Source organism: Desulfobotulus pelophilus (assembly GCF_026155325.1).
GTDB classification, from domain to species: Bacteria; Desulfobacterota; Desulfobacteria; order Desulfobacterales; family ASO4-4; genus Desulfobotulus; species Desulfobotulus pelophilus.
Map to the genome: position 1 here is coordinate 32,749 of NZ_JAPFPW010000003.1, position 20,283 is coordinate 53,031.

Below are 20,283 nucleotides of genomic sequence, written 5' to 3' on the forward strand. Positions count from 1 at the left end.
ATGGAGATTCGGGGATTATCCATCGAAGACTATCTGGAAAAAATCAGGGCCTTTCATGGACATCTGGCTCCGGGCATGGTCTGCGGGGGCTTCATGGTGGAGCTTGCCTTTCAGAGCCTTCCCGAAGGAGGGCTCTACGATGCCATTGCAGAAACCAGGGCCTGTCTGCCCGATGCCATTCAGGTGCTCACCCCCTGCACCATCGGAAACGGCTGGCTGCGCATCGAGAATACGGGCCGCTTTGCCATTCTCCTTTATGATAAGCACACGGGGCAGGGGGTGCGGGTGGCTCTGGACCCGGAGCGTCTCAAAAAGTGGCCGGAAGTGCATGTCTGGGCCATGAAACGGAAGCCCAAGAAGGAGCAGGATAAAAAACGGCTTTTCAGTGAAATCATCGAAGCGGGTTTCGGGCTTTACAAGGTGGAACGGATTTTTGTAGACCGGAAGCGTTTTTCCAAAAAAGGCCGGATTTTCACCTGCCCGGATTGCGGCGAAAGTTTCAGGGGATCGGAGCCGGGGTCTTGTGAGGCCTGCATGGGCAGGGTGGTCTTTTCTCCTTTGCGGAATGAGAATTCCGGGATAGGGGCCATTCTCGTGGAAGAGGCCGTGGGCCGAAAAGCCCTGCACGACATGACCCGCATTGAGCCGGGCATTTTCAAGGGGGCGGCCATTGTGAAGGGTCAGAGTCTTGGGGATTCGGATGTTCTGCTCTTACAATCCATGGGCCGGGAAAGGGTCTATGTGGAAGAGAACGGGGTGGGGGACATCTGCGATGCCCTTCTCCATGAAAACGAGGCCGCCCTTGCCTTTGCGGAAAAAATGGCAGGTTCCGGCATCGGCTACCTGCCCTTTCCCAAGGAAGGAAAGATTGATTTCACGGCAAAGCAGGGGGGGATTTTCCGTGTGAACCGGGAACGCCTCATGCGTTTTAACCGCTGCGAGGGGGTGATGTGCGCCACCCGCAGGAATGTAAGCCCCGTAAGTTCTGGCATGGTGGTGGGCGGCACACGGGCCATCCCTCTTTTCCTTGAAAAAAGGGCCTTTGACAGGGCCATGGAGGTTTTGGCCGAAGGCCCGCTCTTTTGCCTTGCGCCCTATGTTTTTTCACGGCTGGGAGTTCTTGTGACGGGAACGGAGGTGTTTGAAGGCCGGGTTAGGGACGGTTTTCTGCCCATTCTGGAAGACCTTGCGGCGGGGTATGGTCTGAAAGTCACGGAAAGCCGGATATGCCCGGACGATGCAAAAAAGATCGCAAAAGCCGCCTCGGAGATGGTGGAGGGAGGGGCTCAAGTGCTGGTGGTAACCGGAGGCCTTTCCGTAGATCCCGATGATGTGACCCGAAAAGCCCTTCAGGACGCGGGTCTTGTGGATGAGGTCTATGGGGCTCCTGTGCTGCCCGGAGCCATGACCCTCACCGGACGCATCGCTTCCACCCGTGTCCTCGGGGTTCCCGCGGGGGCTCTCTATTCTGCGCCCACGGCCATGGACTTTCTTCTGCCCTGGCTCCTTGCGGATATCCCCATCACGCGGGCCGACATGGCAAGCCTCGGGGAAGGCGGTTTTCTGGATGCTGGACGGCGGAGGCTTGAGGGAAAACAGTGACTGGCAAAAAACCATGGTAATTGTTCAGCACAGTTTATTCTTAAATTCTAATGCTGTCACTGTAGCCGCTTCGTACTTTAGCAAGGCACCATGGCTATTGGCAAGCGACATTGCAATCGTTTCGGATCAGAGCTTTGTCCGGCACTCAAGCCATAAACCCAAAGCCTTTGATGCAAATAATATAGCTTTTTCAGGCTTGGGTGCCGGATTGCGTCACGGGGAAATAGCCTGGGTGCCTGTGCATCTGTCTGGCAGATATGGTACTTGGAAATCTGTGCTGAACAGGTACAAATCATGATAAACAACTGCACGGGGGTTATTCTTGCGGGCGGGCGCAGCACCCGCTACGGAGGGCGGAACAAGGCACTGTCACCCTTTGGAGATGGCCGCCTCATGGATGCCGTTCTTAGACCCATGAAGGAAGTTTTCGGCAAAAAAATCCTCATCGTGAGCCGGGAAACCGCCACCTATAGGGATTTTGGCTTTCCTGTGGTTGCCGATGTCCTTCCCGTTCCCGGAGCTGCCACGGGCATCCATGCAGGGCTTTTTCATGCGAAAACGGATATCGTTTTTGTGGTGGCCTGTGACATGCCCTTTATACGGCCGGAGCTGATCCGCCTCGTACTTTCCCGTATGCATTCTCCTCTCCTGGCCCTTTTCCCCTGCCATGGGAAGAACCATCTGGAACCCCTGTGTGCCGTCTATCACAGGGACGGCATTCCTGTCCTTGCAAGCCACATCCTTGAAGGCAAAAGCAAGGTGCAGTGGATTTTTACAGGGGAGCAGAAGGGCCTTGTTCCGGAAATTTTACTCAGGGAGGCGGATGAAGATCTGAAGTCTTTTATCAACATCAACTCGCCTGAGGATGGCATGGATAGATAGTTGACCTATATATCAGTGGTGGGGCGTTTTGATGTTGGAATTCTGAAATGGGCAGAAGAAGGTGTCGGACGATCTGCGGGTCTTTTTTAGCATGAACGGGTAGCGTCCCCGTGACTTACCCAATACTCCGTGAGCAGGTATGGGCAAAGGGTGTGGATTGAACGGGTCCGGTTTACTTTTTTGCAAACGGTTGGGAAAAATGTTATGCTGCATTATATCAATTTAAAATAGCTGTATTTTTAGATGTATGCTCAGTTCCTGAGTCTGTGCGTGATATCGTACCATTGCAAAGCCTAGGGCCAGTTATCAGGGAGGATCAATGCAAAAAATATGGGTAGTTGCCCTGATGCTTGCTCTGGCGGCCGGAACCGGGAACGCCCGTAGCGTTATTCGTATGGGCTATGCGCCTGAAGGGCATATCCCTATTATTTCTGAGGCTCCGGATAATTCAGGTCTGTATCAGGATGTTTTTTTGGCGGCAGCGGAAAAAATTGGTTATGGGCTTGAAATAACAAGAATGCCTAAAAGGAGAATTCTCAATCTGGTGGAAAGTGGAGAGCTGGATTTTTATCCTGGTTTTTCTTACACGGCAGCACGGGCGCAGTGGGCTTTTTATTTTAAAAATGGTCTTGTGGAATCCAATGCAGCCGTTACCCTTGCCGCAGAACCGGAAATTACCGACAGGGAAGAGATCAATGCGCGAGGCTATGTTGTCCTTGTGCCCCTTGGGGGAGAATATGGAAAAGAGTTTACCTTATACTATGAGTTCCCCAGGTTGTCCGTTGAAAAAGCCATGGAAATGTTGCAGACAACTCCTAAACGGGGCGATGTGTTTGTTTACAGAAAATCATCCCTTGCATATTATCTGAAACGGAATCCTGCTGAAGCCCCGCTATTCCGAATTCACAGCAGGCCATGGAGCCATGAGTCCATGTATCTGGGTTTTTCGAAAAACTCGCCCCTTGCAGAGTTTGAGGTCAATTTGGATTTTGATCCATCATTACCCGAATCAGAAACCAATCAGCCCGAGAGGCTGCTTCCATCCTGTGTTGCCGCACAATTTATGACAGCCATCGATGAGATGGGTAACAATGGGGAGATCGACGCACTTTATATTCGGTACTATGGAAAGACCCGGGATGGTACAGACCTTGATTGATATGGTTAGTGAGGCTGTTTTTGATGTTCTCCCCATATCCGCTGTTTTATGGAATAGATATGGTGGGGATACCCCGGGCGAAGAGTTTTTTTAAGCACCTCCGTAGAGTTTCAGTTTGTTGTGCAGGGTTGCCCTTGTAATCCCCAGAATTCTGGCGGCTTCTGATTTGTTCCCCTCCGTTTGTTCCAGTGTGCTGAAAATGGCCTTGCGCTCCAGGTCTGCCAGTGTGGTGAGACTTCCTCCGGAAGGCAGGTTGTTCGCAAGATCTGTGGGAAGGTGATCTTCTCTGATGGTGTCTGAAGGGCAGAGAATAACGGCCCGTTCAATGACATTTTCCAGTTCCCGCACATTTCCGGGCCATCTGTGGTGAAGGAGGGCATCCATGGCCCTTGATGAAAAACGAAGGACCTGCTTGCGGTTTTTTTCCGCATACAGACGAAGAAAGTGCTGGGCCAGCAGGGGGATGTCACCGTTTCGATCCCGTAAGGTGGGCATTTCCAGCCGCAGTACGTTAAGTCGGTAATAAAGGTCTTCCCGGAAGATTTTTTCCGCAACACAGCGGGAGAGATCCTGATTGGTGGCGGCAAGAATGCGTACATCAACCCTTACAATTGTATCGCTGCCTATCCTCTGTACTTCTCCTTCCTGAAGAGCCCTCAGCAGTTTGGCCTGCATGGCCGAAGATGTCTCACCGATTTCATCCAGAAAAAGGGTTCCTCCATCGGCCTGAACAAAGCGTCCTTCCCGTCTCCGGTCCGCTCCGGTAAAGGCTCCCCTTTCATGGCCGAAAAGTTCGGATTCCAGAAGGGTGTCCGCTAATGCCGCACAGTTCAAAGGAACAAAGGGCTGGTCTTTTCTCGGACTCATGGCATGGATGGCCTTTGCAATGAGCTCTTTACCCGTTCCGGACGGGCCAGTGATCAGAACCGTGGCTTCACTGTCGGCCATGGTTGAGGCCATTTCCATGAGTTTTTTCATGGCATGGCTTTTTCCAATGATTCTGGGAATGTCGGGTCGGGTTGCCAGATGTTCTTTCAAACGCCGGTTTTCATCTTTGAGACGGCTATGCTCCAGAGTTCGGGAGAGGAGAATGCGGAGTTCATCGAAATCCAGCGGCTTGGTGAGATAGTCATAGGCTCCGGCCTTGAGGGCTCTTCGTGCGGAATCAACGGAGGAGTAGGCGGTCATGATGATGATGGGGAGTACCGGATTCCATGCCAGCATCCGTTCCAGGGCTTCAATGCCGGAAATACCGGTCATGCGTACATCCATGAGGATAGTATCCACAGCTTCTCTCTGGACTCTTTCAAGGGCCTCTTCTCCGCTGGCGGCCTCATCCACTCCATAGCCATAACCCGAAAGAAGGGTGCGGAGCATTTTTCTGTGACTCTCATCATCATCTACCACAAGAATCTTTGGAGCTGTCATATGGATTTTCCTTGGTTGTTCAGAGGGGAAAAGAAAGGGTGAAGGTGGTGCCTCCCTGTTCCATATTGTTTACCTCTATGCGTCCATTGTGTGCGGTGACAATTTTTTCCACAACAGCAAGGCCAAGGCCTGTGCCTTTACTTTTGGTTGTGTAAAAGGGATCAAAAATCTTTGTCAGATCCGTTTCCGGGATGCCGCAGCCCGTGTCTTCCAGCTGAATATAAAGCCATTGCCCATCTTCATGGGCCGATACGGTAAGTTTCCCTTCCTTTTTCATGGCCTGTATGGCGTTGAGGCAGAGATTCAGGAGTACCTGGGTAATGCGGTCCGGGTCCATGAGGATTTCCGGAAGCTCCGGAATTTTGGCATGAAGGGTGATGGCGGCTGCTCTGGTGTCCGGTTCAATCAGGCGCAGGGCATGGTGGATAAGGGGGGTTGGCAGGGTTGGTACGGGCTGGATATCCGAAGGCCTTGCAAATTCCAGCAATTCACCGATAACCCGGTCCATTCGGTTGACTTCCCGGATCAAAATATCCGCTGCCTCGTGATGGGGGCTGTCTTGGGCAAAGAGTTGGCGGAAGTGAGTGGCAAAGCCTTTGATGGAGCTTAAGGGGTTGCGGATTTCATGGGCTACTCCGGCTGCAAGCTGCCCCACGGCGGCAAGTTTTTCCTTACGACGGACCTCCTCTTCCAGCCGCCGGATCTGGCTGAGATCCCGGAGCACCAGAACCCTGCCGAGGAGATGATCCTGCCCATGAATGGGGGAGAGGGTTACGGAAACAGGCAGGAGGCCCCGTGCCGAAGGAAGGAGTACTTCCGATTCCGGAAGTTGATCCGGCTCTTCCCTGAAGAGGTCACTGAGAGTCTGGGGCAGATGGGGAAAAATGGAATGGCCTGTGAGTCGCTGCAGGGGTTTTTCCAGTAGTTCTTCTGCTGTCTGGTTGGCAAAACGGAGTCGACCCGAAGCATCCAGAACCAGAAGCCCTGCCGGAAAGGACCGGATGATTTCCGTTGACATGGCCTGGGTATCCCGAAGGCGCAGTTTTGATTGACGCAGGGCTTCGGCCCGGAACAGTGCGAGAACGGCAAAGACAGCAAGGAGCATGAGTGTGCCTGCCATGATGAAGGTATGGCGTACGTCTTTGCTGCGGGCTGCGTCAAAAGCATCCACATCCATTCCTACCACAAGGGTCATGGGTGGGCTGGATGGTTGGAAAAGGTCACCGCAGAAGGGAGATCCGCAGGGGCTTTCTGCAGCTCTCCTTGCCCTGGTGTGGTGGCCCATGGTTCGGGGAAGGGGGGTAAACGTATGGTGGAAGAGAAAGTGCCTGTCTTGACCTTTGCCGGAAATGGTCCACCCTTCCGGATGTTCCGATGGAAGGTTCTGGATGAGTCCGGAAGAAAGGGTCCGACCGGCAAGGCCGTCGGGATCGGCATTGACATAGACCCTGCCATTGGGGCCGGTGAGCAGGATATAGAAGATATCTGGCAGGGTAGTGGTTTCTTCGAAAAGGGTTTTCAGCTGAGCGGCCTCACCCAGCCTGCCCATCATTCCGGTGCGGGTACCCGCTTCCAGAGAACGGGTGAGAAGATGGCCCTTTTCCATCAGAATTCTGACCATATCTCTTTGGGTTCGCTGGTTGTGTGTCAGAGCCATGCTGAGTATGACCAGGGCCAAAATGAAGATGAGTGATGGAATGAGCCATCGGGAGCCCGTGTTGGAAAAATTGGAAAAATGGGATGGGTGGAACATGGCGACTCCGATGTGTATTATGTTTATACGATTTCTTGTCTGTCACTGTATTAATTTTATACTGTTTTGGGAACAATAAAAAAATAAAAGCAGTTTTTTTTCTTATGTGCTTGTTTTTATATGCTTTTGTTTTTTTGGCATCGTGTTTGCATTGTTATGGCAGCAGAAGGGCGCCAGTGTTCGTTGATAATGAAGAAAATACTCTGTTCACCTACATAAGGAGAAAAAAATGAAAAAGTTGATCGTTGGAATTCTTGGAGCTGGCCTGATAGGTTTAGTGGCTGTTCAGTCTTTTGCCTGGCATGGTGGTGGCTCCATGCGGGGTAAGGGGATGGGAACCTGTATGGATATGTCTCCTGAAGATCGTGCCTCCTTCATGAAGGAAACAACGGAGCTGCGGGTGGCCATGGAAACCAATCGTGCAGAACTGGCTGCCGTGATGGCGGAAGAACATCCGAATCAGGCAAGGGTGGAGGCGTTGTTCCAGGAAATGGCCCGTCATAAGGCTGCCATGGCACTGAAGGCCAGGGAAAGGGGACTGACCGGAATGGGAGAAGGTTGTCCATGTACAGGCATGCGCCATAGCAGAAAGGGTGGCGCGTCCATGCAGTAAAAATGCTTAGCAGGAAGCATGATAGGAACAACGGGGCCTTTTGGCCCCGTTGTTATTGAATACTGTCGTAAAAAAGGTCGGCCAGGCGGACGAACTCGGCTACGCTGAGGGTTTCTGCCCTGCGGATGGGATCGATATCCGCATTCAGCAGTAATGTTTCCGCCTCTTTTGTGTTTAGTTCTCTGAGCCCTGAAGAAAGACTGTTCCTGAGTGTTTTACGTCTCTGGCCGAAGGCCGCACGGACTACGTCAAACAATATTTTTTCGTTCTTTGCCTGCAAAGAAGGCTTTTCTGGAAAAAGAACCTCTATAATGGCAGAGTCGACTTTGGGCCTGGGGTAAAACAGGTGGGCCTTGACCGTTGCCAGAAGATGAATAGCACCGCAATATTGCATGATAACAGAGAGCCTTCCGTAATCACGGCCGCCCGGGGGCGCCACTATGCGTTCAGCCATTTCTGTCTGCAACATGAAAACTCCCCGCGTGATGCGGTGGCGGAAGCTCAGCAGCCGGATGAGAATCTGGGAAGAGATATTGTAGGGCAGATTGCCGATGACAAGGGTGTTCCGGCCTTCTGCCAGCATGGGCTCCAGGTCTACCTTGAGAATACTGCCGGAATGTATGGTGATGTTGCGTAAGCCTGCAACATGTATTTCTGTTTCAAGCAGGGGAATGATTTCCCTGTCCAGCTCCACCGCATGAACATGATCTGCCCTTTGGGCTGCCGGAATGGTCATGGCTCCAAGGCCGGGGCCAACTTCTATGATTGTCTGACCGCAGCCATCATGGATACCGGCCCGTTCCAGAATCATTATCGGAGTGGATGGGTCTGTGAGAAAGTTCTGGCCCATATCTTTTTTGGGCTTCATGTTCCAGGCTTTAAGAAGGGTCTGGGGTGCTGTCATTATGATGATCTTCCTCGCTGGGTAAGAGTCTGTCGGATGTGGATGCCCGGAGCAGGCGCAAGGTCAGGTAGTAGGCTCCAATGGCCACAGGAATTCCCATGATCACGCCGCCCAGGAGGGTGGCCCACAGAACCGGAACTTTCCCGTGAATAAGGTGGCCTGCTTCATGGACTTTTTCCTGCAGAGTTCCCGGGCTGTTAAAATGATAGGCAAGGGTGAGTATTTCGTTAAAACTGACACCCTGGACTCCCGTAATGGTTACGCCAGTCCAGTAGGCAGCGTAGTAAAGAAAGGGAATGGTTACGGGATTGGAAACCAGTGTACCGATGAAGGCGGCGGGTATGCTTCCCCTGAGAAGAAAACCCAGAATTACCGCGAGGATGGTGTTCAGGGGGATGGTGGGTGTCATGGAGATAAAGACACCGATGGCAAACCCCCTTGCCACAAAGGGTTTGGTGCCTCCGAGCTGTTCAAGCTGCCGATAGATATGGAGAAGGCGTTGTTTTGGCGTCATGGTACCCGGAAGGTCGGTGCATCATGGCTGTATGATGTCCGTCCGTTTAGTCTGGGCATGGAATGCTCGGTGGTGTCAGGCATGTTGTTTTGTAATCCGGTGTTGGCAAGCCGATTGGACGTTGGGATAAATTGTTATAAAATTAAATATTTACATAGCAAATGTTCCGGCGCTTTGAAAGGAACGGATATTGTTATCATGAAAATGTACGGTGGGCAAATGAATCAGTTCAAAAAAAGAAAGGCATGCCTGTTTTTTTTGATTATTATGGCCAGGCCTGATCCCTGATAGTTTCATGCAGGATCAGGATCTGTGGAAAAGTTACGGGGAGGGGCTGTCTGATAGAAGGTGATGGGAAGAATTTTTTACTTTTTTCTTTTTATGGTATTCTTTTTGAAGATATTTTTTCAGGAACAAGAATTCTTTTCTTGAATTTTTTGCAGGAAAAAGTATTTTGTTTTTATATCCGTTTTTGATTGTTTATTTTTACTGTTAACCCGTATGGTACGAGGAGTGCTCCCATGGCCAAAAAGAAAGCCGCACGTCCTGCTGTAAGTGATCTTATTGAACAGGTGCTGGATCAGCATGATATCCCTACCCGTAAAGATATTATGGCTTTAATGGACAGGATGGCGCAGTTGGAAAATCTGCTTAAACAGATTAACCTCACGGCCGGTATGCATGTTGGCGGACCCAGAAAGGCCAGCAGCAGGAAGGGCAAACGGATCGGCCTCAGTGCTTCGGATGTTGTTCTGTCTGTCATGCGTGAGCACGGTGGCCTGATTGACTTCAAGGATGTTCGTGAAAAAACCGGCTATGATGATAAAAAATTGCGAAACATTGTTTTTCGTCTGTATAAAACAGGTAAAATTCTCCGTGAAAGAAGGGGAACGTATCAGATTGCGGTATCATCGCCGGAAAATACGGTGCCCGGTCGGGGGTGAAACAGCGCCTGTTTATGTTTGATAAATCTGACCTGTCCGGTTTCCACAATATATTGGCACCACCCGTGGATGAAGGATGGGTGGGTCTGATGTTTTCCTTTGTCAACGGATTGCAAAAAGAGCTCGCTGGACAGTCGGAGCTTCTGATGGTATTTCGTTTAAAAAAGCATTGTTATGTTTAATCGTAAGGCTTTGTTTGTAAGCCGTCTGTTTTTAATGGATGATGAAAGGATTCCCTTTTTTCATGGATACAATGAAAGTTAACGGTTTGTCCATTCTGTCTGAAGGTAGTCGTATTGGCGGTTATGTGGTTGTTGGTACAGCCTCTCTTCCCGAGATCCGGGGAACGTATCATGTACTGAAACATGAGATTACGGGTGCCCGTCACGTGCACATCGCCTGTGATGATAGTGAGAATACCTTTGCCGTTGGGTTTAAAACCGTTCCTGCAGATGGGACGGGGGTTGCCCATATTCTGGAACATACGGCCCTGTGCGGTTCGGAACGTTACCCTGTGAGGGATCCTTTTTTTTCTATGATCAAACGCAGTCTGAATACTTTCATGAATGCCTTTACGGCTTCAGACTGGACCATGTATCCCTTTGCTACCCAGAATCCCAAGGATTTTTATAACCTTCTGGGTGTGTATCTGGACGCCGCTTTTTTTCCGAAGCTGGATCTTATGAGTTTCCGGCAGGAAGGCCACAGGCTGGAGTTTGACGAGGACGGCGTGTTGCAGCGTATGGGGGTTGTGTACAATGAAATGAAGGGAGCCATGAGTTCGCCCAGTCAGATCATGGGGCGCGGTCTTCTGAAGGCCTTGTACCCCGATGTGACCTATGGACATAATTCCGGTGGGGATCCGGCTTTCATACCGGATTTAAGCCATGACGATCTGCTTGCTTTTCACCGGAGACATTACCACCCCAGTAATGCCTGGTTTTTTACCTATGGGGATCTGCCCCTTGAGGAGCATCTTGCCGTCATAGAGAGGGAGGTGCTGTCCCGTTTTAGCCGTATCGACCCTGAAACGGATGTTCCTTCCCAACCCCGCTGGGAGAAACCGGTTGAAGTACGTGAAACTTACCCGGCGGTGGAAGGGGACATTTCCGGCAAAGATTGTCAGGTCGCTTTGGCCTGGCTTACCCCGGACATTCTGGATACCCGTTCTGTGCTGGGTTTTGTTCTTCTGGAGCAGATTCTTCTGGGGAATGCGGGTGCTCCCCTTCGGAAGGCTCTTATGGATTCAGGCCTGGGCACGGCCCTTTGTGATGGCGCGGGTTTTGATGGTGATAACAGGGATACCGCTTTTTGCTGTGGCATGAAAGGAATGGCCGAATCCGATGCTCTGCCGTTGGAAGAGCTGATTCTTGGAACCCTTGAAAATCTTGCGGACAAGGGTATTGAAAAAGAGCTGGCAGAGGCGGCCATTCATCTGCTGGAGTTTCAGAAAAAAGAAATTTCCAATACCCCTTATCCCTACGGCCTGAAAATGATCATGGCTGTGGCTGGTACATGGTTCCATGGAGGAGACCCTCTTAAGGTAATTCAATTTGAAGAGGACCTGGAATCCATCCGCAGGGAGTTGGAACATGGCTATTTTGAAAACCTGATCCGGCACTATCTTCTGGATAATCCTCACAGGGTGCGCTTCATGCTGGCGCCGGACACGGATAAGCAGCGAATCATGGAAGAACAGGAGCGCAGGGAGCTGGATGAGCTGGCCGTTTCCCTAAGCGAAGAAGAAAAGGATAGAATCCGTGAAGAGGCGGTGACGCTGAAAAAACTGCAGGAAAAGGAAGAAGATCTTTCCGTTTTGCCCACCCTCGAGCGGAAGGATATGGATCCTGATGTGAAGGTGGTGCGTTCTCTCAGGCAGGAGGGCCGTCTGGCTGTCTATGACGCGGCCACATCCGGTATTGTGTATACAACTCTGGCCTTCGGTCTGGGCGGGCTTCGGGAGGAGGAGCTTTCCCTTGTGCCGGTGTTCTCCCATATTCTGACCCGGATGGGCACAAAAGATATGGATTATGTGGCCGCAGCCCGGAAAATGGATGCAACCACAGGTGGTATCGGGTCCGTCAGCCATGCGCGTACACGGCTGGACAATGGCTGTCTTTCACCTTTCCTGAGCCTTTCGGGTAAAGCACTGGAGCGGAATCTTGTTCCTATGCTGGAACTCCTGGAAGCCTTTACATCCCGATATGATTTTTCGGATACGGAACGGCTTCGCAAGCTTCTTTTTGAGTACAGGGCTGCCATGGAATCGGCCGTTGTGCAGAGCGGTCATCGCCTGGCCATCTCCCTTTCGTCCCGAAACCTGAGTCCCGGCTCCGCCCTTTCAGAAAACTGGAGCGGTGTCCATCAGCTAAGGCGTATTAAAACACTGACGGATAGAATCCGGAAGGAGGGCGATGGCGTTCTGAAAGAGCTGCAGGAAAAGTTTACGGCCATGGCCGGGCAGATTTTTGTCCGGAAAAATCTGCTTTCCGCATTGGTTACGGAGAAGGAAATCCGGAATGCGGCCATGGACGGCCTGGTGGCGTTGGAGCAGAAGCTGGGCAGTGAAGATGCCGAGGCGGCCTTTGTCATGACATCGTCTCTTCCCGATCAGCCGGGATTTATCCGTGAGGCCTGGACAACGGCAACCGCTGTCAACTTTGTGGCGTCCTCCCTGTCTACCCCCCGGTTGGACCATCCGGATGCTCCGGTTCTTTCCGTAATAGCCAAGCTTCTGCGGTCGGCTTATCTGCACAGGGAGATTCGGGAAAAGGGGGGGGCTTATGGTGGGTTTGCCCTTTTCAATGCAGAAGAAGGTATTTTTTCCATGGCATCTTACAGGGATCCTCATATCCGGAGAACGCTGGATGTGTTTGAGGGAGCAGCCGGTTTTCTGGCTTCCGGGAACTTTGATGAAACCGATATAAAGGAATCCCTGCTGCAGGTCTGTTCAGAAATAGACAAACCTGATACCCCATCTGCCGCGGCCAGAAAAGCCTTTATGCGGGATCTTGCGGGCCTTTCGGATGAGGCAAGAAAGCGTTTCAAGGAAAGACTTCTGATGGTCAACCGGGATGCTGTGTGTGATGTGGCTTCCCGCCTTTTCGTAAAAGAACGGATGCATCAGGGTGTGGCGGTGATTACGGGTACGGATATACTGGCAAGGGAAGATATTGTGCCACCGCTGATTTCTCAGACTATATGATGAAAAAGGATCTCTCCCCGTATGGTTGGGGTAAAATCCATTGACAGAAAAGGGTCTTAAGCCTAAGACATAAAGAGAATGGAGTATTTCCAGGGGTTGGTGTGCTCCGCTTTGCGGTGGTTTTTCAGAATTGTTTTTGCTGAAAGCCACCGCTTGTTTTTTCGGGGTCTTCACCCCCCCCGGGGGAAGAGGAGGGCTTACGCCATGCAGGAAAGAACGATTTATATTACAGAAGTGGATCTTGAACGTGTGGAACGTCTGGTTGAGGCAACGGATAAACGGGGCAAGCTGGGCGAGCATCTCGATCGTCTGATGGATGAACTGGACCGTTGTCAGGTCGTGGGTCCTGAAGAGGTACCCGCCGATGCCATCACAATGAATTCCAAGGTGCTCCTTAAAGACCTGGCTACGGGAAAAGAGGCGGAATGGACACTGGTTTTTCCCGGTAAGGCAGATATTACGCAGAACCGGATTTCCATTCTTGCTCCTGCGGGTATTGCCATGATCGGCCTCAGGGTAGGGGATGTGGTGACCTGGCCCACACAGGACGGAGAAAAACGTCTTCGTGTGGAAGCCATCCTGTATCAGCCCGAGGCTGCGGGAGATTTCCATTTATGATGTGTCCTGCTGCACCGGTTTGATGGTGTTGTTCTCAGGGAAAAAACGTGTTTTGTCCAGTCTTTTACCCTGGAACACAAACCCGCTGACGGAAGAAGGCTTCTGTCAGCGGGTTTGTCTGTCAGCGGGTTTGTCTGTCAGCGGGTTTGTCTGTCTGAGGGGAGTTAATAAACAGTTTAAGGACAGGAGATTAAAGGGCATCCAGCGCCTTGAGTGCGGCTTCAAAATCCGGGTCCTGACCGATTTCCGGTACCAGTTCCGTGTAAACGACCTTACCCTCCTGATTGATAATCACCACAGCCCGTGCAAGAAGTCCCTTGAGAGGGCCATCTTTCAAAGTAACACCGTAGGCTTCGCCAAAGGCTGGGTTCCGGAAGGAAGAAAGTGAGGAGACGGCTGCAAGGCCTTCGCTGCCGCAGAAGCGACTGTGGGCAAAGGGAAGGTCTGCGGATATGCAGAGAACGGCGGTTTCCGGTCTCTTTTCTGCTTCTTCATTGAAGCGGCGAACGGATGAGGCGCAGACCCCCGTATCAATGCTTGGAAAAATATTCAGAACCCGTTTTTTCCCGGAGAATTCTGAAAGTCCTGTTTCACCGAGATCCGTTGTTGTGAGAGTAAAATCCGGAGCCTGACTGCCTGTTTCCGGAAGATTGCCATGGGTCTGAACAGGGTTACCTTTCAGGGTGACGGTAGCCATGAAATTCTCCTTTTGGTGTATAGGGTTAGGATGACATAAGTGTATCTTCCATGAAACATGGTCACGTAAGATGACTTCGTCAAGCCCTCGTATTGCTTTTTTTAAGGCGAAGACATGTCAGCTCTTTATGAATATAGAGGTTTGTCGGCTGCTGTATAGGGGGATGGGCAGGGATATGATGGGCACCGCCGGTGTTGTGGAGCGAGCAAAGCAAGGGGCCGTTTTTCCAGGATGCTTTTTCATGAATTGAGTAAATAGGGTTTGGGACTTTTCGGTGAAGGATCGGAAAGACTGATGACGATCAAAGCAGGGAGATGTTTGCGCAGGGAGTTGTAAGCAAATTTTTTTTTCAGGGTCACATCCACATGGAGCAGGGGGGGCTGTGATGATACCGCATAGGTTTTATGTGTGTAACATGTTTGCTTTCCTCTTCTCTTCGATGCTTCATGCATCTCTTTTCGCTAAAACCATCCTGATGGCATCTGCCCTTTCTTGGCTGAGATGAGATCCTTTTTCTGCAATGTGAAGGGTTGCATGGCCCAGTTCTCTGTAAAGGCGGCAGTGTTCCGGGCATTTTTCTTTCATGGCTTTCAGGTGACGGGTGAGGGTTTCGGTGTCACCCCTGACAAGGGGGCCGGTGAGGGCCGCCGCCGGGGACATTCTGTGAAGATTGGAGAGAGTGCCGTTTACGAGGGGGCTGAGGAAGGACATGGCCCTGCTGCTATCAATCCCTGAGGCATCCAGAAGTTCAAAGGCCGTATCCATGAGGGTGACAAGATAATTGGAGGCCACAACGGCGGCGGCATGGTACAGAACCTTTGTTTCGGCTGCTATGGTTATGCCCCTTGCCCCCAGTCGTTCTGCCATGGTCAGTCCTGTTGCCACGGCTTCCGGCATCCCCTCTACCGTTATAAGAATACTCTGAAAGGGATTGTCGGTCTGGTTGAGAGTTTTTGCAAAACTCTGCAGGGGGTGGAAAGAGCCGATGAAAGCTCCTTGTTTCGCTGCCGGAGTAAGAAGGTCTGAAGACTGGGATCCGCTGAGATGAAAGATGATCTGCCCGGGTCGGAAAACACCTTTGCAAGCCAGTTCTGAGCAGGCATGGGCAATGCTGTCGTCCGGTAAGGCGAGAAAAAGAATATCTGCTTTGTCGGCCATTGTTTCAGGGGAGAGCATGGGAATGCCCATTGTGTCGCAAGCCTCCCTTGCCGTCTCTTCCCTGAGGTCCCATAGGCCGCAAACGGGCCATCCGTTATTTTGGAGTTGAAAGGCTAGATGATGGCCTGCTCTGCCGCATCCTATGATTCCTGCGCTCTGTTTCATCGGACAGGTCCATTTTCTCAAAGTTACTGCGGGGCTAGCCGCATGGGTTGCTGAAAATTGTCTGGAATGACGGTCTCAGCCTTACCCCGATCGCGCCACAGATACAAGCATGAACTTGGGATCGGTGAAAAACCGGAAAAAGAGGTTGTTACCAGCGCCGGTAGAGAGAGTTGGCACTCTGCGCCCGATCAGCCCCGGCGGCCCCGGAGCCTGCTCTGGCTGGCGGACTCGGAAGGGGTGTTTTCTAAGGGTTCCGCAAGGCTTCTTTTTCCAGTTGAGCTGTTTTTCTGCTGCCGAGAATAACCGTATTCAGGCTGGCTATGGCTTGATAAAGGCAAGTTGACTGTCCCTGAAGTTCCTGGGCTGCGGAGGCGGTTTCTTCCGAATCCGCGGCGTTCTGCTGGGTGATCATGTCCATTTGGGCAACGGCTGTATTGACCTGGCCGATTCCCTGGGCCTGTTCTTCGGATGCTTCTGCAATTTGTGCTACAAGGGGAACGGAGCTTTCCATCCTATTGCGCATACTGTCGAAATTTTTCGTAAGTTCTGCTGCTGCCTCCGTCCCTGCTTCAATTTTTTCTATGGCTGTTACAATGAGCCGGGTGGTATCACCGGCTGCCCGTGCAGAGCGGTGGGCAAGCCTGCGGACTTCATCGGCCACAACGGCAAACCCTTTGCCTGACTCACCGGCCCGTGCGGCCTCCACAGCCGCATTCAGTGCCAGCAGATTGGTCTGGAAGGCAATCTCTTCGATGGTCTGAATGATATTTCGTATTTCATCACTGGACGCATTGATCTCTATCATTGTGGCAGACATATGCTGTGCCGATATGGCACCGGTTCGGACGTGGTTGCGGACCTCCTGCATGGACGTATTGGTTTCTTTTGAGTTTTCCATATTGCGTTGTGCCATAGCGGCCAGCTCTTCCAGAGCGGAAGAGGATTCTTCCAGAGAAGCTGCCTGCTCGCTGGTCCTTTCAGCAAGGGCCATGCTGGATGCTGACATGTGGCTGGAGATCCCGGAAACTGTACCGGCCATGGACTGGAGATCTCTGGAGATGCTTCGGATGCGGGTTACAATGCGGCTGACGGTGAAGCGAATGATGACAGACAGAAAGATGGCAAACAGAAGAATACCTGCTCCCATGAAGGCTTCTGCCCTGTGAGTGAACCGGAGGGATGCGGCTTCGGTTTCGGCCATTTTGTCAAGGAATGCAGTGGTGTCGAGTATGAATGCGAGGACGCCGACCTGTTTTTCGGAGAAATCATGTACTGGCATGAGGGCAATCCGGTATCCGCTCCTGTTCAACGAAACGGAAGTGTTGCGGCAGCGGTCAAGATCCTCTTTGCGAATCATGAAGGGCAGCTGGTTGCCCTGAGTGGATGCGGCAAGAACATAGGCCTCTTGAAGACGGGGGTACTCTCTTTCGTTTCTAAGATTTTCAGCCGTGCCCAGCAGCTCGGCATTCATGAAAAGGCTGAAATTTTCATTGTCATTGTCTTTCAGCAGGGTCAGAAGCGGATTGTAGGCAGAAAGGGACTCAACGCTTCCAAGGATAGTGCCTTTTTGATCTTTTATGGGGACAACGCCTCGAATGACAAAACCTCCCCTGCCTACCTCAAGACCTGTGAGGGGTTTGCCCTCCCGGTTAACCTGAACCACCGTCTGCCGGAAGGAAGAAAGGTCATCGGTAATATCCATCCTGATTCCGTTTTGCACAGTCTGCCAGCCTTCCCGCCATGTTCTGGCAAGACTTTGGGCCGGTGGAATGTGGAAGTGGATCTGGAGGGGGGCAAAATCTGTATGAATGGTGTGCCCTTTCTGGAAGCCGCTGATATGGTTTTTCAGTATGGCGCGGGCCTCGCGGCAATAGGGATCCTGTTCATCCAGAGGATTGCCCTTATGGGCAAGCTTGTAAGCATTGAGGACCTCTGGCGTTGCGCTGAAAAGGGACGCCTGTTCCAGAGCCCGTGCTTGAAGGGAGGAAAAAAGTCCTTGGTACTGGGCTGTTTTGCTTTGAATGTATTGATCCAGGGACTCCGCATGTATTTCCATAAGATCGGTCATATGGCGTTGGGAAAGCGTATGGAGAAGAAACCAGAGGCTCCCATACCCGACAATGGCTGCAAGGACGAGGGCTGCCAGCATGGGCGTCATGATGCGGTTTTGCAATCCCTTTGCTTGTTTCATTACGAACCTCTTTTCTCCCCGATTGGCCCAGAGAGATTTGTCTGTGAGGGAAAACCCCTGACTCAGGGGCATCGCAATTATGTGGAAAAGGGTCATGGAAATGACCGGGACCATACATGAAAGGATGAATGCAAGAGTTTACTTGCAAAAGAGCACGACGGTATACCGATGTTTTTGAAAGGGAATAAATAATTTATAAAATAGATTTTTTATGGAGGAAGGGCAAGGTTTTTTGGTGGGGCTTTTTTACGGAAGTGCATACAAAAACCTCCCGCCGGGAACCGACGGGAGGCGTATAAAAACCAACTGCACACCGAAGTGTGCAGGGATTATCTTGTGGCTCCCCAGCACGGATTTGAACCGCGGACCCAGTGGTTAACAGCCACTTGCTCTGCCGACTGAGCTACTGGGGAGCATGCAATTTCTGCCTTGCAGCAGAACGAGGCAACTTATACGGGTTTCCTGGCGTGCTGTCAACTATAAAAAATAAATTTTTTATAGTTGATCGTAAGTCTTTTATTTTTAGATAAAAAATATTTGGTCATGGCAGTGGGGTGCCATTCAGCCTGGGTTTTGTGGTGGCACGGAATGTTCGCTGGCATGGCTCTCTTTTGGTTTTATGGCTCAGGATGCTATGCCGTTTCGTATGAAGAGACTTGCAATGTAGGTGGCATAGAGAAACAGCATAAAAAGACCTTCTCCCCGGTTAATGGACCGGCGTTTACCTGTGAACATAAAGATAAACAGCAGAATGTTAGACAGGATGACCAGTCCGATATCCACATTGTTGTGCATGGAAAAGGGCAGGGCCTTGATGGTGGCACTGATGCCCAAAACAAAGAAAATATTGAAGATATTAGAGCCTACCACGTTGCCGACGGCTATGGCTGCATTGCCCCTCCATGCTGCCATGGCAGAAGTGGCCAGCTCGGGAAGGGACGTACCGATGGCCACAATGGTGAGGCCGATGATATCATCGGCAACGTTAAAATCCCGGGCTATTACTACGGCAGAAGCCACAATCCAGTCTCCTCCAAGGGCCAGCCCTATCATGCCGAGCACAACATAAACCCATGACTTGATGGGACCAAAGCTGGCTTCCGAAGGAGGGTCCAGCCGCCGGTCGTTTCCCTTGGACTGGGAAAGGTTGTAGGAGTAGTAGGAGAAAATCATGAAAAATCCCAGAAAGGCAAGGCCATCCGTCCGGGTCAGCTGGTTGTGAAGGGCACCGTCAAAAAAGACATCATTGACAGCAACGGCAAGCATGATGCCGCCGAGAAGGCTTAAGGGGATTTCTGCCCATACCGTACCTTCCTGAACCTTAAGGGGGGCAATGGCTCCGGCAAGCCCCAGTACAAGAAGGGTATTGGCGATATTGCTTCCCAGTACGTTGCCTACGGCGATACCGGAATTATCCGTAAGGCTTGCATAGATATTGACAAAGAGTTCGGGGAGGGACGTACCCAGAGCAACAATGGTCAGGCCGATGACAATGCTGGGTACCTGAAAGCGCCGGGCGATGCTGACGGCACCGTTCACAAGAAGGTCGGCGCCTTTGATAAGGAGGCTGAGACCAATGACCAGTTGCAGGTATACCATGATAGACCTCAGGAGGCTTGAAAGAAGCATGCAGGTATTGCTGGGGCACACTTTGCGGAGTTCGGGTTGCCGGGTAAAGGGTTCGCGGTGCTGGCCGGAAACAAGGGAGTGATTCTCTGCCGCCTTCTTTAAAAAAGAGGGAGGCAGAGAAAGCGGAAGCGGTCATGGGGCCGGAATGTACGGCGTAAAGTCTTTTACATGGCGGGTCAGGACCACGAAGCCACCCGTCTCAAGGCTTTTGACGGCAGTATCCAGATCCCTGGCTGCCACGCGCATGACCAGCTGGAATACGCCGGGGTGTTCTTCCACCGGCCAGGATATGAGACTCTGGATATTGATCCCTTCGGTGGAAAGAATTCGGGCAATCTCTGCCAGAGCTCCCAGACGGTCACGGATGATAACCTGAAAGCGAACGGAGCCTTCGGCAATGCCGATGGCATCCAGCAGTACCTTGAGTACATCAGTCCGGGTGATAATCCCTACCAGCCTGTCATTTTCCATGACGGGCAGCGAGCCGATTCGTTTTTCCTGTATGATCATGGCCGCGCGTTCTATGGTGGTGTCCGGTGTGATGGTGACGATTTTTTTGCGCATAATCATTGCCATGGTCACTTTGCTGAGCAGGTAGTTCAGCTCATGGCTGGAAAGGCTTGTGGCCGATGAAGCCCAGTGCTGGCGGAGATCCCGATCCGAGACCACTCCCACCAGTCTGCCGTCTTTGTTGACTACAAGCAGATGCTCGATGCCCTTCTGGTCAATGAGTTCCCGAGCCTCTGCAAGGGGCATTTCCGGCGGGACAGTGACGAGATCCGTGCGCATGATGCGGCCAATGTACATGCAATCCTCCTTGG

The 20,283-nt window shown here is 51.7% G+C and carries 16 protein-coding genes and 1 tRNA gene; 7 read left to right on the plus strand and 10 right to left on the minus strand.

Annotated elements, in window-relative coordinates:
• The 3 genes from OOT00_RS03855 to OOT00_RS03865 all read left to right on the plus strand — a co-directional run bounded on the left by OOT00_RS03855 (nt 1) and on the right by OOT00_RS03865 (nt 3,643).
• Nucleotides 1-1,602 (plus strand): FmdE family protein, encoded by a 1,602-nt coding sequence (locus tag OOT00_RS03855; protein WP_265423974.1) that lies wholly within the window; start codon nt 1-3, stop codon nt 1,600-1,602.
• Nucleotides 1,603-1,896: 294 nt separating this feature from the next.
• Nucleotides 1,897-2,484: a molybdenum cofactor guanylyltransferase gene (gene mobA / locus OOT00_RS03860; protein ID WP_265423975.1), complete on the plus strand. Its 588-nt coding sequence runs from the start codon at nt 1,897-1,899 to the stop codon at nt 2,482-2,484.
• 319 nt (nt 2,485-2,803) lie between these two features.
• Nucleotides 2,804-3,643 (plus strand): substrate-binding periplasmic protein, encoded by an 840-nt coding sequence (locus OOT00_RS03865; RefSeq protein WP_265423976.1) that lies wholly within the window; start codon nt 2,804-2,806, stop codon nt 3,641-3,643.
• Nucleotides 3,644-3,733: 90 nt separating this feature from the next.
• On the opposite strand, the gene OOT00_RS03870 is transcribed toward OOT00_RS03865, so the two are convergent.
• Both OOT00_RS03870 and OOT00_RS03875 read right to left on the minus strand, forming a co-directional pair.
• On the minus strand, nt 3,734-5,071 hold the full coding sequence (locus OOT00_RS03870) for a sigma-54-dependent transcriptional regulator (RefSeq protein WP_265423977.1): 1,338 nt from the start codon (nt 5,069-5,071) through the stop codon (nt 3,734-3,736).
• Nucleotides 5,072-5,090: 19 nt separating this feature from the next.
• Nucleotides 5,091-6,824: a two-component system sensor histidine kinase NtrB gene (locus OOT00_RS03875; protein ID WP_265423978.1), complete on the minus strand. Its 1,734-nt coding sequence runs from the start codon at nt 6,822-6,824 to the stop codon at nt 5,091-5,093.
• Nucleotides 6,825-7,053: 229 nt separating this feature from the next.
• On the opposite strand from OOT00_RS03875, the gene OOT00_RS03880 reads away from it, so the two are divergent.
• Nucleotides 7,054-7,437 (plus strand): hypothetical protein, encoded by a 384-nt coding sequence (locus OOT00_RS03880; RefSeq protein ID WP_265423979.1) that lies wholly within the window; start codon nt 7,054-7,056, stop codon nt 7,435-7,437.
• Between the two features lie 52 nt (nt 7,438-7,489).
• On the opposite strand, the gene rsmA is transcribed toward OOT00_RS03880, so the two are convergent.
• Both rsmA and OOT00_RS03890 read right to left on the minus strand, forming a co-directional pair.
• The gene (gene rsmA / locus OOT00_RS03885) at nt 7,490-8,341 is read right to left on the minus strand and encodes a 16S rRNA (adenine(1518)-N(6)/adenine(1519)-N(6))-dimethyltransferase RsmA (protein WP_265423980.1); all 852 of its coding nucleotides are present in this window, start codon (nt 8,339-8,341) and stop codon (nt 7,490-7,492) included.
• Nucleotides 8,316-8,855, minus strand: coding sequence for a DUF2062 domain-containing protein (locus tag OOT00_RS03890; RefSeq protein WP_265423981.1), 540 nt, complete (start codon nt 8,853-8,855; stop codon nt 8,316-8,318). The genes rsmA and OOT00_RS03890 overlap by 26 nt, the downstream gene beginning before the upstream one ends.
• A 521-nt stretch (nt 8,856-9,376) precedes the next feature.
• Here OOT00_RS03890 and OOT00_RS03895 point away from each other — a divergent pair.
• The 3 genes from OOT00_RS03895 to rnk all read left to right on the plus strand — a co-directional run bounded on the left by OOT00_RS03895 (nt 9,377) and on the right by rnk (nt 13,622).
• Nucleotides 9,377-9,799, plus strand: coding sequence for a hypothetical protein (locus tag OOT00_RS03895; protein ID WP_265423982.1), 423 nt, complete (start codon nt 9,377-9,379; stop codon nt 9,797-9,799).
• Nucleotides 9,800-10,043: 244 nt separating this feature from the next.
• The gene (locus OOT00_RS03900) at nt 10,044-13,004 is read left to right on the plus strand and encodes an insulinase family protein (protein WP_265423983.1); all 2,961 of its coding nucleotides are present in this window, start codon (nt 10,044-10,046) and stop codon (nt 13,002-13,004) included.
• Nucleotides 13,005-13,208: 204 nt separating this feature from the next.
• On the plus strand, nt 13,209-13,622 hold the full coding sequence (rnk, locus tag OOT00_RS03905; RefSeq protein ID WP_265423984.1) for a nucleoside diphosphate kinase regulator: 414 nt from the start codon (nt 13,209-13,211) through the stop codon (nt 13,620-13,622).
• A gap of 190 nt (nt 13,623-13,812) precedes the next feature.
• Here the strand turns inward: rnk and tpx are convergent, their stop codons facing one another.
• From tpx to OOT00_RS03935, 6 genes are all read right to left on the minus strand, one after another.
• Nucleotides 13,813-14,319: a thiol peroxidase gene (gene tpx / locus OOT00_RS03910; RefSeq protein ID WP_265423985.1), complete on the minus strand. Its 507-nt coding sequence runs from the start codon at nt 14,317-14,319 to the stop codon at nt 13,813-13,815.
• A 444-nt stretch (nt 14,320-14,763) separates the two neighbouring features.
• Nucleotides 14,764-15,642, minus strand: coding sequence for a Rossmann-like and DUF2520 domain-containing protein (locus OOT00_RS03915; RefSeq protein WP_265423986.1), 879 nt, complete (start codon nt 15,640-15,642; stop codon nt 14,764-14,766).
• 244 nt (nt 15,643-15,886) lie between these two features.
• A complete protein-coding gene (locus tag OOT00_RS03920) occupies nt 15,887-17,833 on the minus strand; it encodes a methyl-accepting chemotaxis protein (protein WP_265423987.1) in 1,947 nt (648 codons plus the stop codon).
• 337 nt (nt 17,834-18,170) lie between these two features.
• Nucleotides 18,171-18,246 (minus strand) — tRNA-Asn (locus OOT00_RS03925).
• A gap of 211 nt (nt 18,247-18,457) precedes the next feature.
• Nucleotides 18,458-19,432: a calcium/sodium antiporter gene (locus OOT00_RS03930; RefSeq protein ID WP_265423988.1), complete on the minus strand. Its 975-nt coding sequence runs from the start codon at nt 19,430-19,432 to the stop codon at nt 18,458-18,460.
• A gap of 162 nt (nt 19,433-19,594) precedes the next feature.
• The gene (locus OOT00_RS03935) at nt 19,595-20,269 is read right to left on the minus strand and encodes a CBS domain-containing protein (protein WP_265423989.1); all 675 of its coding nucleotides are present in this window, start codon (nt 20,267-20,269) and stop codon (nt 19,595-19,597) included.
• Between the last annotated feature and the right edge of the window lie 14 nt (nt 20,270-20,283).